The sequence below is a fragment of the Leptolyngbya sp. NK1-12 genome, assembly GCF_032598965.1.
Taxonomy (GTDB): Bacteria; Cyanobacteriota; Cyanobacteriia; order Elainellales; family Elainellaceae; genus Elainella.
Genome location: NZ_CP053587.1, coordinates 1252351 through 1266483 on the forward strand (window position 1 = coordinate 1252351; position 14133 = coordinate 1266483).

Here is a 14133-nt window from a genome sequence, read left to right on the forward strand (position 1 = left end):
TTAGGCATTGGTCTGACCGGATGTAGCGAGCCGCCGCATTTCTAGAATGCTTACTTACTGCCATTTCCTAACTCCTCACATGAACAAGTCAGCTGTTTATCTATCCACATTGCTGGTCGGTTCGATTGTTAGTGTCTCGCTTCTGAATCGTCCGACTCCTATTCAATCGCAACCGCTTGAACCAATGGCCGCTCAGTCTAGCCAGACCAATACCAATTTTGTTACCGCTGTCGTTCAAGAAGTTAGTCCGGCAGTTGTGCGGATTGACTCAACTCGATCATCGTTCCGGAATCAATCTGGTATTGCGCGCGGTACTGGCTCAGGCTTTATTTTTGATGCTAGCGGTTTGATCTTAACGAATGCCCATGTAGTCAATCGGGCTACGAGCGTCCGAGTTACCTTAAACGATGGACGCACCTTTACCGGACAGGTCCTGGGGGCGGATGCATCTTCAGATGTTGCGGTTGTGCGCATTCCTGCTAACAATTTGCCGGTTGCGCCCTTGGGCAATTCAGCTCAAGTCCAGCCGGGGGAATGGGCAATCGCCATTGGCAACCCGCTAGGGCTAGATCAGACCGTCACTGTCGGCATTGTCAGCGCTACCAATCGAGCGGGCAGTGCGATCGGCTCCCCTAATCAACGGGACAGCTTTATTCAAACCGACGCGGCCATCAATCCTGGTAATTCTGGCGGGCCACTGCTGAATCAGCAAGGCGAAGTGATCGGCATTAATACGGCGATTATTGGCCGCACACAAGGCTTAGGGTTTGCTATTCCGATTGATCGAGCGCAGGCAATTGCGGCTCGGATTGTGGGTTGATTCAAGATCAATTCAAGGAGAAGATCATTTATGCTGAAACTTTTTCATCTTGGTTTAGCGGTTACGACTGCCTTTGGGATTGCGTCTGCTGCAATGACCCCTCCCGCCCTAGCGACTGAAGCCAACTCGACCCGCCGTTCTACCAATCCTGAACAGACAGTTGCAGCGGTTGCAATTTTGGGTACGGGTGCGGCCTTGATTGCCTATAGCGCCACGCGGGGTAATGATTTGCCTGAGTTCAATCACTCTGAGAAGGGTGACCAGACCAACTTCCAACTCCAAAAGAAACTGCTGCGGCTGCTGCACAACGATCGCAATGCTGCCAAGCGGCTACTGGCTCACGTTAAGCAAACGCATCCTGATCGCTCAGCAAATTGGGTGTTGGAGAAAGTGATTTATGACTTAGAGCGCGATCGAAACCGACATTAATTGCAGTTGATTAGTTAGCTGTTTTTGCGATTATTTTTGCTAACTGTTTTTGCTAACTATAAAGCCCTCTAAATAAATTTCTAGAGGGCTTTATTTTAGTTGAACGCGAGGCGTTTATCGCGCTGAAGTTAATTCAGAATTAGACTCTTCTGTAGCTCTAATTGATTGAATTACTTCTGGTGGAATCTCGATCGCAAACTCAGTTGGAACAGCCAAAGGATTGGCCAATTGAGTTGGCAAAACTTCTGGCTGCATGTCTGCCTCTAGCGGCTCAGATTTGCGATCAAACCGTCGCTTGAGAAACACACCTCCTGCCAACAACCCACCCAAAACAGCAAAGCTTGCTCCGACAATTCCCAATTTGTTGAGATCGTTCAGATCGGCTTGGGTTGTAGTTGGATCAGCCGTTGGATTGCTCGAAGGTGCGCTGTCGGTTATCCCGCCTTGCTGACTGAAGATACAGGGTTTGGCCTGAGCCATTTCTGGCAGCAAAACTGCACCCACCAGAGCAGACGTTGCTACAACCGCTGCAATCGTAGACTTTAGTTTCATGATTGTCTCCTGTGAAAGTTGTTGAAATTAGCACTCAATTTAGACATGTAATCATCAGACAAGGGCCATCAGATTTACAGTCATTCAGAAACACAATCAGATGAATGAATACAGCGTAAAGTCCACTAATAGTATAGAGACAAACTGAGGTTTTATTTCAGTTTTTGTTGATACAAAATCTTGATGATTAAGCGCTTAGAAAATGGAATGTTTTATTTTTAATTCATTTTTAATTTAATTCATGTCCAATCATGTATAAGACTAGATGAATTTACTCTACTGCCTAGGGCATCTCTCTTGAGTTAGGAGAATGGGATCTAAAAATAAGTAGGTAGGCTAAATTAATCTTCGCTCCACAATGCCGGGTCTCGACTCCGCTCAACCCTCTGCTTCCCGAAACGTTGCGCATTGAGCGGAGTCGAAATGCGTCTTCTCAATCATTGCGCCCACCTACTTACAGCCTTTTTCAGGCTAGTGAAGTACGAAAAACGGGGTGCAGGGGCAGTGCCCCTGCGTGGGGGCGAAGCCGCCACACCCCCTGTACCTCACATGAGTGAAAAACGCTGTAATTCGCTATTTGTATCAGCCTCTGCTTAGTTTCACATCAATCCTAGGAAAGACATGAGTAAATTATCATTTCATCAGTAAGACAACAATCATTCAATCACTGCTGCGTTCGCTAGCCAATACTTGGGCTATTGCCTCTGGCAGGTCTTCTAACCCTGTGTCTGCTTCGGTGGCTTTAACAGGCGAGACAAATGTGTAGCTGGGGTCGCATTCGCCAGTATCATACACTTGCACCACCCACTTGTCGGGCAGTCCTGCGACGCCAATTTCCACCACATACCAAGTTTCCCCGATGGGTCGTACACTCAATACAGAAAACCATTCCTGCTCATCGGCTCATTCCGCTGCCTGAGTTGGAAGCTATCAGGGATGTACTCAGTTCTCAGAACTACTTTGCTGCAATCGACTGCCACAAACGCTGGAGGCAGGGTACAGGTATTTTCTACGACAGGAATGAGTGCTTATGGGTCAGGGGACTAGTATGTTGCCTTGCTATTGGTCGTCTGACAAATCTTCATTGCTGCACTAGTCAGCATAAAAATACTAAAGCTAACTCCTGTTGCATTGCTTGTGCAAGGAGTTGTTGATATTTTATCTGTAACTTTGGTTACTAAACGAAAACTCAGAATACTCATCGTGAACCCATTTCAGATAAAGCTTAAGAAATTGTTTAATCGCTTAAATTGAACAAAATAAGGCAATGTTCTTATTTATAACTGTGGAGATAGCGCTGACTCACCCAAATTGAGATAGCACGTTGTCTAGTCAGATTCGCCCAGTCCATTGGTTCCCTGCTCGGTTCATTGCTCAAAGTTTGCTTACTGCGGAAATGCAGAAAAGGGATCTGGGATGCCCTGTGTATACACCCTGGCCTAACCGAAGGCAGGGAAATAACCCAACCGTGGTTTAAAGTCCCCCTTATCAAGGGGGATTTAGGGGGAACAAACCCAAGTCTAGTGAGCAAAACAAATTCATCTTTGATCTACTCAACCTAGTGTTGGGGGCTGTTTTGCTGGCCTTGTCAATCTTGTCAATCTTTTCGATCGTGTCAATTTAATCGCATCAACCTTGTAATTCACCGTGTAATTCTATGGCGCACAGTATTACAAACCGTTGTATCCAATGTGGTGATTGCATGCCCCAATGTCCCAAGGGGGCGATCAAATCGGTAGATGAGGAACTATGGATTGATCCGATGCTGTGTGACGACTGTAAAGATTATGCAGATGAACCACAATGCGTCAGTATTTGTCCGATTGACCGCCCCCCTGTGCCGCTACAGGCCAAGAAAGGACGCTGCAAAACTACGGCCACCACCTTGCCTAGCCCCAGCTTGTTTGCCAACGGCAAAAGTAATCCGTTTGCCTCTGCGATTGTGGTATGGGAAGCATGTAACGTGCTAGCTCAAGGTCAATCCCTGTCGTGGAAGCCGGATTCAGATGGCAAGCTGTGCTATGAGCGGCAGGTGAATGGCGGACGAGGATCAATTGCGTTTCGCCTCACCCAGCCCCTCGACGCAGAGGATTCCCTGCCGTTTGACAGTACTACGGCTGAAGCTGACCTTGCCGCTTGGGATGTACGTGTCGCGTGTTTGCATCTAATTTATGCTGCCCATGCCACTGCGCTGGAGCAACCCTGGCAACAGGACTTTGTGATTAGCGATCGTCAGATTGAAGAGTACCTGGGCTTAGAGAAGCGCAAAGACCTCAGCAAGCTGGCTAAACTGACCCTGATCAAACAATTGGTCGAACAGCCCTGCAAACTCCAGCTCGATATTCACTGGTCGCAACAGGGCCGAGTCCGAGAGTTGTCGCTGCATCAGAGCCGCCTCTGGCATTTATTAGAAATTCACCATTATTTTCAGGAAGATGACCTGGGCTGCAAACACCTGACGGGACTCACCTTCCGTATCAAAGCAGGTGCTTGGGCTAAACACTTTCTCAACCGGCAGGCCGCCAGAGAAGGGACCGCCTTTTATCAGTATGGCAGTCTGCCAAAGTCCCTGCTGCGCACGGTTACAAGCATTTGGCAACAGCACGAAGGAGCGGCACGGATGATGCTCTGGCTGCTATTTAAAGCAAAGTTAGGCAATGAGCAGCGCCTGACAGTGCCTACCTTGATGCGCATTGCCTACGGAGAAACGAAACTGTTACAGGCTGCCAGCCAACGAGAAGAACGCAAACGCCTGCTGCGCTCGTTTGAAAGCGATCTGGAAGTGCTGCATCAATATGGCCTTAAACCTCTGTTCGATCCCCACACCTATCCATCCGACATTCAACCCCTCTGGGTCCGACTAGCCGAGTTACCCGACGATGCTGAAGCCGCTTTAGAGTTTTGGATCAATGACGGTAGCCGCGAGAACCGTCTCACTGATGCTGCTCCACGGGACAAATGGCACCGGCTGATGCAGGCGCGGTTACTTTCGTTTGAATTACCAGACGGGTGGGACGTGCAAGCATCTCAAGCTACGCAGCGCAAATTACGACAGTCACAGCGCAAACAGGTCGCTCATCCCCGCTCTACCCTTTCAGCTCAGCAGATTGCGGCTGCTAGAAAAACGTTGCAACTGAGCCAGCGAGAGTTAGCCAACCATGTTGGTAAGAGCCAGAGCTGGGTGCGCGATATCGAAAGTGGACGCTTACAGGTTAGCGCTAAAGATACTCAAACGCTGTTAAAGGTGCTGGGTATGGCACTATAAATTAAATTTTTTGGCGTTGCTGAATTTAGGATGATTTTGCTCCTCAATTCCCCAATTTCAATTTATAGTTCGTAAATTGGAGATGCTCCTCCGACTTCCAATCCATAGCCCTGAGGGCAAGCCAGAAAGGGAGATCGGAATCTTCTAACTCCTGGCTCCTACCCCCTCGATGAATTTCTCAACTCATTGAGAACTGCTATATAGCGCTTGCTGTAAATCCAGCAGCAGAATGGTGAGAGTAGTTCCTTTATAAGGTAATACAACCATATGCTTTGCAATACTGCCAATGGTTTGACGGTAATGGGGCGGTAGGATTTGAACCTCAGATAGCGGCATTTCTAGTAAGATGGGTAGCCCATCAACTGGAATTGCGCAGCGCTCGCCAGTTTGGGACCAAACAATTACGACATAGGAATGCGGTTTTGTGAAGGGTTGCTGCTGATTAATACCCCTAGCGCTCGATTGAACTAGGTGATGCAACTCTAACCAAATCAGGGGATGATTCTCCCATAGGGCTAATGAGTTTGTTTCGCTGCCCTGGCTGGCTAACGCAGAGGATGCAATCACCTTGAGAATGGCGGTTGCTGGCAGCGCCAGCCAATGATTTGCCACTTGAAAGATGGCAGCTTTGCACGCTTTCGTTGCCGGCTTGAGCTTGCCGGGTGAGCCGGGTAAGAACACGGGAAGAGCAGAATTCATGAAGCTACTCCATGTTTAAAGCTTGTGTGGAGAAGAGGAGTGCAGCAGGCAATCGACCGTTGTTAATAGCTCATGGCGGACATAGGGTTTTGTGAAATAGGCAACAGCACCCAGAGCTAGCGCAAGCTGACGGTGCTTGGCACTATTACGTGATGTCAGAACCACGATAGGAATGGTTGTCAATGCTGCATCCTGTTGAACTTGGCTGAGGAACTCAAACCCGTTTAAACGCGGCATTTCCAGATCGCAAATCACCAAGTTAATGTTGGGATGTTGTCGCAGTTGTGCTAGTGCCTCTAGTCCATTCTCAGCCTGATGAACAGTGTACCCAGACTGCTGGAACAACCGGGTCAGGTCATGGCGGAGGGTCAGTGAATCATCCACTACCAAAATTGTTGCCGGAGGCGGTTGAACTTGCGTTTGGGTTGGTTCTAGTGGAGACGTAGGCTTGCCTGATGCTAACGCAACTGAAAAGCGGGAAACGGCTGATATGCCAGCGGGCAGTGCATATTCTGGGAGGGATTCCACCTCGGTGGTGAGCTGCATCAGGACTTCAACGTCGATTGCCAGTGCCAAGCGGCTATTACTCAAAATGCAGCAGCCATACACATAGGGCGGCGGCGCAATTGCCGATCCTAACGAGCGAATGACCAGCTCTTGCTCTCCCAGCACCCGGTCCACTACAAGCCCCCGGTAGCCATAGATCGTTTGCAGCAAGAGGACGGGAGTGATTTCAAATTGATCAAATTTCTTGGGCTTCAAAGCAGAGGTTGAAAATTGGCATTCGGAATGGGTCTGAGTATAGAGCTGGAAACTAGTTTCAGCATAGTGAACTAATTCAGATAGAGAATACAACGGCACTAGCAATTCCTCTTCTTGCTGCCAGTGCATCACCAACTGCTCGCCTCCGAGGACACTAATTTGACTCGGTTTGGGAACGATAATTTGTTCAACTCGCTCAACGGGGAGTGCATAGAAAAATCCTTGCGCTTGACATACTAGGAGCCTGGTTGTAGTTAACGAGAGCGGAATTTTGAGGGTAAAGGTAGTTCCCTGTTGGGGAGAGGTGCTGATGGTGACAGAACCATTGATTGTCTGTAATTGATTTTTAACCACATTTAGACCAATACCACGACCAGAGAGGTCACTGACCTGAGATGCGGTTGAGAACCCTGGTTGAAATAGTAAATCTAATAACTGAGACTCGGGAATGGTGCTTGCCTGTTCAGCCGTAATCAACCTTAACGCAATGGAGTGCCGGACAACGCGCTGTAGATCAATGCCCTGTCCATCATCCTTCACGTCGATCACGGTTTGATTTCCATGTTGACTTGCCCGAATTTCAATCCGTCCCACCTCTGATTTGCCACGAGCACGCCGAACCTCAGGGGGTTCAATGCCGTGATCAAACGCATTGCGCAGCAGGTGCAGTAGCGGATCGTATAGCTTCTCCGCCACAGATTTATCAACTAACACATTCCCACCGCCTAAAATCAACTCTACCGGCTTGCCGTGAGCCGATCCGAGTTGCTGGAGTACCCGTGGAAAGCGATTTAACAGATCGCGGAGGGGATGCATGCGCAGGGCCGTTAAATCCTCGCGCACCTGTCGCAGGACTCGTCGTTGGGCGTCAAGGGTGCGTCTGGATTGTCGCGCTAACTGCTCTACCGTCTCGCTGATTTCGTTGAGTTGTCCGGTTTGATTGAGGGCGGCCCGCATCAGCAGGCGCAGATCCGGATAGCGATCGACCTCCAGCGCATCGAAACTGGCTATCAAAGCAGGTGTGGTCCAGGATATCCCCAGATCGGACGCAATCGAGGCAACCGGTACCGCAGTCGAGCCGAGTAATCTGCCAGACTCAACCAGACTTAGCCAGCGCTCAATCCAATCCTGCAATTGGTACAGAGTTTGTTGATGTTGCTGCAAGGACGACCGTAACTCCTGAATTGTTGTTCGCAACTGTTGGTCGTGATTGGTCTGTTTGCTTTGGTTGATCAGCAACTCGCCCGCCAAATAATCGAGATGCTTCAGCTGTTCGACCTCAACCCGTACCGGCTCAGGAGATGGTCGCTGCATTGGCTCTTTCACCGACTCTGGCAAAGGCGGTGTGGACTGGGCTGTTGAACTGGTTGGCGGCGGTTCAGTCGGCAATTCAGTCGGCAAATCAGTTGGCAAATCAGTTGGCAGATCAGTTGGCAAATCAGTTGGCAATGAGGGGGAATGGGGCGGTGTAATGGTCGTAGCAGCGGACTCCTCAGTGCTATCGCTCTGACCGAACAAATCATCGAGACTGAGTGACGAACTAACTGGTTTTGCTGCTCCAGACTCGCTAAATAAGGGTGCGATGGCAGGTGCTAGAGAAATGACTGGATGGGTCTCTGCCGCAGGAGATGAGCAGGCCGGGGATGGCATGGCGAGGGCTTGCAGCGCCGGTGAGGGAGTAATGGGTTGAGCTGAATCTGGTGATCGATCTTCTGTCAACCGTCTGGCTCGCGCTTGTGAAAAATCCTCCAGCGCCAATTGGGCAATGGTCATGACTTGATCGGGATGTGCGGCTAATGCGGTCAGGGCTGTTTGGGCTATTGCTGCGAATTCAGGCAACTCCAACGACTCTGCCAAACCCAGAAATACTTCTGCCTTTTTGCCCAGCTCGGATGCGACGGCCTCAGGGCTGCCGTGCTGGAGGGTTTGGGCTAGTTCTTGCAGTCGTTGTGCCATCACCGTTTCAACCACCGATCGCACCACATCAAACCCTAGTTCCATCGCCGTGGGCAGCGGTGCCGCTGGATCAAATCCATCCCCTAGTTTGTGTTTCAATTTTGCCACCGTAGCAGTAGCCCGATGCAGCACCTCTTGCCGATCGATTTGCCCAACTGTCAGCTCAGCTATCAGCGCCAGCCGCAGACATTCATAGCCCTCAAACAGGATGGCTTCTACTTCTGCATCGATGTCAATATTGGGGTTGTACAGTGCCTTGAAGATCCCCTCCAGCCCATGGGCAACCTGCTTAACGGTGTCCAACTCAACACTGGCGGCAGCGCCCTTCAACGTATGCGCCGATCGCATTAAGCTGTGCACTTTGTGGGTGGAGTGGTCTTCGCGCAGCGTCAGCAACTCCAGCTCAATCCGTTTAAGGATATCTTGAGCTTCGGTAAGGAAGGTAGCATAGCCTTCGGTCAGCGTTGGGTCTGTCATAGCCTCAGTTCCACCTTCTCAGTTCACCTTGAATTGCTTGGCGCTCGCTTGCAGGGCTTTTGCAGTATCTAGAAGCTGCTGGAAGGAGATGGCGATGTGGCGGGATTCGCTAAAGGTCTCGTTAGCAATCGTTGCCACATGGCTCATGGTTTGGGTCACGGATTGCGATTGTTGAGTTTGTGCCTGGGTCGATTGGGTAATGCGCTGCACTAATTCCTGGATCTGGGCAGTTGCCGTGACGATGGCGTTCAGGGTCTGCCGCGCTTGAGTGACACGGTTCGTGCCGCCCACTACCTGCTCAATCCCCAGCTCCATTGCCGTGGCAACCGCCGTGGTCTCGGTTTGAATCTCCTGCACCAGCTTTTCAATATCAGTTGTTGCATCCGCCGACTGTTGGGCCAATGAACGCACCTCATCTGCCACCACCGCAAAGCCCCGTCCATAGTCGCCAGCTCGGGTTGCTTCTATCGCCGCATTCAAGGCCAATAATTGAGTTTGGCTGGTGAAATTATGAATCAAGCTGACCACTTTCGAGATTTTTTGGGAAGACTCACTCAAACGCTTGATTTTCTGGCTGGTTTCAGACACGGTGGCTCGAATCGACTGAATTCCTTCCACAGTTAGGTTCATCGCCAAATCGCCTTGTTGCACAATCTCGTTGGCTTGTTGGACTGCTACTTCCACCTGTTTAGCATTGTCAGCGACGGCTTGAGTGACCTGCACCATGCCTTGTACCTGTTCTAGGGCTTGCGTTAGCTCCTGAACAGCTTGCTGTGCCTGTTGTGAAAGCTGGGCAATCGAGGTTTTACTGGCCTGGGAGGTCTGCTCTACGCTGTCCGCACTCGCTTGTACCTGTAAAACAATTTTGCGCAGCGATTGCAGGGTGTTATTGTACGCCGCGGCAACTGTTCCGACTTCATCTTCGGTGATAGGGGCACGCACCGTCAGATCGCCCTGCAAGGCCGGTCCGAGCGAAGCCAGTAACTGGACTACGGACTGCTGCAAGGTTTCTTTAGCGGTCTTCTCTCGCTCGGCGGCTGCGGCCAACTGCTGAGCTTGTGCCTGTAACTGTTCTAGATATCCCGCCTGCTGCAAGGCAATCCCCAACTGGGCACCCAACTGGGACATCAGGTTGATTTCTGCCTCTTCCCAATGCCGCGGCCCCGTGTTTTGATAGGCCGCCAACAGACCCCAAAGCTGCTCTCCAGCGAAAATCGGCACAACCAGGTAGGCTTTCACCTCAAACTGTTCCAGGATTTCAATGTGGCAGGGTGAATGCTGCGTCATGTAAATATCGTCAACGGCGAAGTTTTCATGATTGCGATAGCGCCCACCCTGGGTTTCCTGCAAATGGGTATCATCCCAAACAGTTTTGACAGTAGGACTGACCAACTGTCCCCAGCCGGCTCCAACAGATTCGGCGATGAACTCACCGCCCCAGTCGGGCTTGAAGCGATAGATGGCTACCCGATCAACTTGCAGCAACTGCCGGAGTTGTTGCGTGGTGGTACCAAAAATCGTTTCCACATCTTTGGACAAGCGGATCTTGTCGATCAGGGATTGTCCAACCCGGTCGATAATTCGCAAGAAGTTGCGCTGGCGCTCGGCGGCTTTGGCCAGTTCTGCCGTTTGGGTTTGCAGTTGCGCCAAATACTCGGCTTGCTGAATTGCCACTCCCAATTGGTCTGCCACTCGCATTAGCAACTGCACTTCTGCTTCATCCCAGTGACGAGGTGCGCTGTTTTGAAACGCCGAAAGCAAGCCCCAAAGTTTCTGGCCTTGAAAAATTGCCACGACCGCACAGGATTTTACCTCGAAGGATTCCAAGGCTTCAATGTGGCAATCAGTTAAAGGCCGCTTCGGTTTTTGCGGGTTAAATTTGCCCTCTTCCCAAATCGTTTCACCCAGGTAAATATCATCCACCACGAAGGGTTGATTCTGCTGAAACCGACCGCCTTGTTGTTCGTTCAAGTAGGGGTCTTCCCAACCACTGCCCACTAGCTTGCGCCAGCCACCTGCCTCGGATTCGGTAATGAAATCGCCAAAATAGTCCTCCCGGAATTTATAAATGGTCACTCGCTCGATGCCGAACAGTCGCCGCACTTCCTGGGTTGTGGTGCTAAAAATGCTTGCTAGATCGGACACTTGTCGAATCTTAGTGATGACGCGGTTCAACGCCTGCTCTTGCTGCGCCACCTGCGATAGCTGGGCCGCTTGTTCCGCTTGCTGAATCGCAATCCCTAGTTGATCCGCGATCCGGGTTAAGATCAAAACTTCTGAGTCCTGCCACTGGCGCGGACCCGTATTTTGGTAGGCCGCCAACAGGCCCCACACTTTCTGTCCCTGATAGATGGGAACGATCAGATAAGCGCGGACTTCATAGCGTTGTAAAATCTCGACGTAACATTCGTCTAGTCCAGAGTTGAGGATATCCTCGATCACAAAATGGCTGCGGTTTTGGCTCTGCCCTCCTTGTGTTGCACGCATGTAGTCGTCTTGGTGTGGCCAGTCAAACAGGAAGGTGCGCATGCCACAGCGTCGATCACTGTCCTTCAGAAAGGCGCGATCCGGCTCTTTCACTACCGGTGTCCAGCCGCTGGCCACAGATTCTGCCACAAACTGACCGTTCCAATCTGGATTAAAGCGATAAATCGCCACTCGATCGCACTTCAGCAACCGCCGCACTTCCTGGGTAGTAGTGCGGAAAATGGTATCCACATCCAACGATTGCTGAATTCGGGTCATGGCTCTGGAGAGAACCTGCTCCCGCTCGGCCCACTGCTGCTGCTGAGCACGAAATTCCACTGGTTGCAATGCCAAGGTCAGTTCAATCGCCACTTGTGCCAGCAAATTTACTTCTACTTCTTGCCAGACTCTCACCTGAAGGCATTGGTGCGCTGCCAGCAGTCCCCAAAGCTGCCCATCCACCCAAACCGGCACCGCCAAACTGGATTTTACCTGGAATTTATCTAACAACTGCTTCCAGTAGGGCGAAGGATTCACTTGGGTAATATCGGCAATGGCGACTGCCTGCCGGCGAGCATATTCAGTCGCTTGATCCAAGCCAAACCAGAGGGCAGACATGGTTTCGCCTAAGGCAGGCGTCCAGCTCGACTCTAGGGCTTCTGCCACCACGACGCCTTGACTATCCGTGCTAAAGCGATACAGCAACACCCGATCAGCTTGTAAACACTCTCGCACTTGGGCAACCGTAATCTGAAAAACCTCTTCCAAATCAGTGGCTTGACGAATCTGACGCGCGATCCGCAACGATTGCTGCCGAATTGCCTGAAGAGACTCTTGCACCGCAGATGCCAATAAGTGATCTAATTCAGTAGACGCAGCTTGGACCAGTTCTACAGTGTGCTGCATCTTTTCTTGCAGTTCAGGACGATCGTATTCTCCTGCGGTTTCCAGTTCTTGTTTGACCGTTATTACTTCAGTTGTCACCTGTTGCATTGTCTGACTCAGCCTGCCCACAGCAGATGGAGGTGACGTAACATGATTGTTTCCTTGATCGTTAAAGCGATCATTCAAGCCAACTTGACCTATGCGAGCATCAACGGAATCAGCGAATACAGAAGTACCCGATGGATTTAACCAATTGGCCTTCGATGTGGATACATGAACCACACCCATTGGCGGCACCCAACTGTGTAGCGTTTGGCTAGAACCCGACTCTGAATGCTCACGGTTCACGGTGTGGTTTAAATCAGGATTGGTTTGATTAGTTGAAGAGCTGGTCATAACAAAATCTCCATTCCGAGCTAAAGTCGGGGTATCTTATACGAATTGGCTAGGATAAATGCACGCAATGGACTTGCAAGAGTGGATCTTGAATCAAGGCGTTCGCGTTCAGAACAGGGATTCCTGATGGGCTGAAATAGCCTTGCATAATAGATAACAGTTTGGCGGGAAAGGCTGAGGTCGGTAGCTGTAATCGCTGCGGATTGTGGGTTTCAATTTCGCTTAATCGCGGTACAACGATTCCAAAATAGTTACGATCAGTTTGAATCACAATGGTTGTCAAGGTTTCCATTGACGGGAGATTCAATCCAGAGGCAAAATTCAATTGCTGTGCTAAGTCCACCAGCCACAGCATCTCCCCCCGCCAGTTGTAAATTCCCAGAACGCAATTCGGCATATGGGGAACCGGCAAAATCTCTACCACAGGTATTTTTAGCACCTGCTGAATCTGGCTGAGCGGCAACAGGGCTGTTTCCTCGGTATTCAAGTAGAAGCACAAAAATCGTTGTTCATTCGCCGCAAAATTGGTTGCAGTAAGATGAGCAAGATCGAGTGTTTCTGGATCAAATGCAGAACTGGCCAAGAGAGAAGACGGGAGTGCATCACTATTTTCCTCCTTTTCCTCGTTGGGTACAAGGCCTTGATTCAGCCACCGGATCAGGGAGGGGGCGCTATAGTCCATTTCAGGAGATGCGGTCACTCTTCCCTCTAGCTCAATCTCTTCGTACCACGTTGGTACGCTTTGCCCTCGTTGATACCCACCCACTTTCACTAATCGAATGGATTCCGGTTGCAGGTCAGCAAGATTCTGACGAATAAAGGCAATCATTTCTTCTTGATCTGGAACTGGCAATGCTTCTAAAAGAATGCCTAGACAATGATGATTCCAGCCCACTTTTGCAGTAATGCCTTTGGGATTCAGAATATGGTTAATTAGCGCAGCAATCGCGCTCGGATCGCCTTTCCTAGCTAGCGATAGAATATCTTGAAGCTCTAAGAATTGCGGAATACTCATCGGGTTTATCCTTTCAGGAGTTGCTGAACAGTCTGTACGAGCTGCTGCTGATCCACAGGTTTGGGCAAATAGGCATCTGCTCCTAGCAAATTTCCCCACAACTTATCGCCCTCGGTGCCCTTAGACGAGCAAATCACCACTGGAATGGATACTGTGACAGGATTGGTCTTCAGCTCAAGGCAGAGTTCAAACCCACTTTGCCCAGGCAAAATCACATCTAGCACGATCAAATCCGGCTTGAGCCGATGCAGTTTTTCTTGGGCTTCCTCAACGCTGCCAACACTCACCACCGTTAAACCAGACTGCTGCAAGTAGTCCGTCAACCGTTTTGAGTCGGTTAAACTATCTTCAACTAATAATACTGTGCTCATCATTTTTGACATTATTTACACCGAGTACTTATCCTGATTC

Annotated in this window: 10 protein-coding genes; 3 read left to right on the forward strand and 7 right to left on the reverse strand. The window is 50.2% G+C overall.

All coding sequences use genetic code 11. The features are described from left to right. The first annotated feature begins 79 nt into the window (after positions 1-79). Both HJG54_RS33305 and HJG54_RS33310 read left to right on the forward strand, forming a co-directional pair. Positions 80-820, forward strand: coding sequence for a trypsin-like peptidase domain-containing protein (locus HJG54_RS33305; protein ID WP_316436183.1), 741 nt, complete (start codon positions 80-82; stop codon positions 818-820). A 30-nt stretch (positions 821-850) separates the two neighbouring features. Next, entirely contained in the window at positions 851-1249 is a 399-nt protein-coding gene (locus HJG54_RS33310) for a hypothetical protein (protein WP_316436184.1), read from the forward strand. 114 nt (positions 1250-1363) lie between these two features. On the opposite strand, the gene HJG54_RS33315 is transcribed toward HJG54_RS33310, so the two are convergent. Both HJG54_RS33315 and HJG54_RS33320 read right to left on the reverse strand, forming a co-directional pair. Next, positions 1364-1801 carry a hypothetical protein gene (locus HJG54_RS33315; protein ID WP_316436185.1) on the reverse strand — a complete coding sequence of 146 codons (438 nt, stop codon included), beginning with the start codon at positions 1799-1801 and terminating at the stop codon, positions 1364-1366. 660 nt (positions 1802-2461) lie between these two features. Next, a complete protein-coding gene (locus tag HJG54_RS33320; RefSeq protein WP_316436186.1) occupies positions 2462-2677 on the reverse strand; it encodes a hypothetical protein in 216 nt (71 codons plus the stop codon). 781 nt (positions 2678-3458) lie between these two features. Between HJG54_RS33320 and HJG54_RS33325 the strand changes: the two genes are divergently transcribed. Next, a complete protein-coding gene (locus HJG54_RS33325) occupies positions 3459-5066 on the forward strand; it encodes a helix-turn-helix domain-containing protein (protein ID WP_316436187.1) in 1608 nt (535 codons plus the stop codon). Positions 5067-5249: 183 nt separating this feature from the next. On the opposite strand, the gene HJG54_RS33330 is transcribed toward HJG54_RS33325, so the two are convergent. The 5 genes from HJG54_RS33330 to HJG54_RS33350 are packed head-to-tail and all read right to left on the reverse strand — an operon-like array spanning position 5250 to position 14105. Continuing rightward, entirely contained in the window at positions 5250-5765 is a 516-nt protein-coding gene (locus HJG54_RS33330; RefSeq protein WP_316436188.1) for a hypothetical protein, read from the reverse strand. A gap of 15 nt (positions 5766-5780) precedes the next feature. Next, on the reverse strand, positions 5781-8960 hold the full coding sequence (locus HJG54_RS33335) for a response regulator (RefSeq protein WP_316436189.1): 3180 nt from the start codon (positions 8958-8960) through the stop codon (positions 5781-5783). Positions 8961-8978: 18 nt separating this feature from the next. Beyond that, positions 8979-12707, reverse strand: coding sequence for a GAF domain-containing protein (locus tag HJG54_RS33340; RefSeq protein ID WP_316436190.1), 3729 nt, complete (start codon positions 12705-12707; stop codon positions 8979-8981). Positions 12708-12756: 49 nt separating this feature from the next. Further along, positions 12757-13722 carry a chemotaxis protein CheW gene (locus HJG54_RS33345; RefSeq protein WP_316436191.1) on the reverse strand — a complete coding sequence of 322 codons (966 nt, stop codon included), beginning with the start codon at positions 13720-13722 and terminating at the stop codon, positions 12757-12759. A gap of 5 nt (positions 13723-13727) precedes the next feature. Then, positions 13728-14105 carry a response regulator gene (locus HJG54_RS33350; protein ID WP_316436193.1) on the reverse strand — a complete coding sequence of 126 codons (378 nt, stop codon included), beginning with the start codon at positions 14103-14105 and terminating at the stop codon, positions 13728-13730. Between the last annotated feature and the right edge of the window lie 28 nt (positions 14106-14133).

Excerpts from the sequence above, each read along its gene's own strand:
- HJG54_RS33305 (WP_316436183.1), top strand. The coding sequence starts at position 80 with ATGAACAAGTCAGCTGTTTATCTATCCACATTGCTGGTCGGTTCGATT.
- HJG54_RS33310 (WP_316436184.1), top strand. The coding sequence starts at position 851 with ATGCTGAAACTTTTTCATCTTGGTTTAGCGGTTACGACTGCCTTTGGG.
- HJG54_RS33315 (WP_316436185.1), bottom strand. The coding sequence starts at position 1,801 with ATGAAACTAAAGTCTACGATTGCAGCGGTTGTAGCAACGTCTGCTCTG.
- HJG54_RS33325 (WP_316436187.1), top strand. The coding sequence starts at position 3,459 with ATGGCGCACAGTATTACAAACCGTTGTATCCAATGTGGTGATTGCATG.
- HJG54_RS33330 (WP_316436188.1), bottom strand. The coding sequence starts at position 5,765 with ATGAATTCTGCTCTTCCCGTGTTCTTACCCGGCTCACCCGGCAAGCTC.
- HJG54_RS33335 (WP_316436189.1), bottom strand. The coding sequence starts at position 8,960 with ATGACAGACCCAACGCTGACCGAAGGCTATGCTACCTTCCTTACCGAA.
- HJG54_RS33340 (WP_316436190.1), bottom strand. The coding sequence starts at position 12,707 with ATGACCAGCTCTTCAACTAATCAAACCAATCCTGATTTAAACCACACC.
- HJG54_RS33345 (WP_316436191.1), bottom strand. The coding sequence starts at position 13,722 with ATGAGTATTCCGCAATTCTTAGAGCTTCAAGATATTCTATCGCTAGCT.
- HJG54_RS33350 (WP_316436193.1), bottom strand. The coding sequence starts at position 14,105 with ATGTCAAAAATGATGAGCACAGTATTATTAGTTGAAGATAGTTTAACC.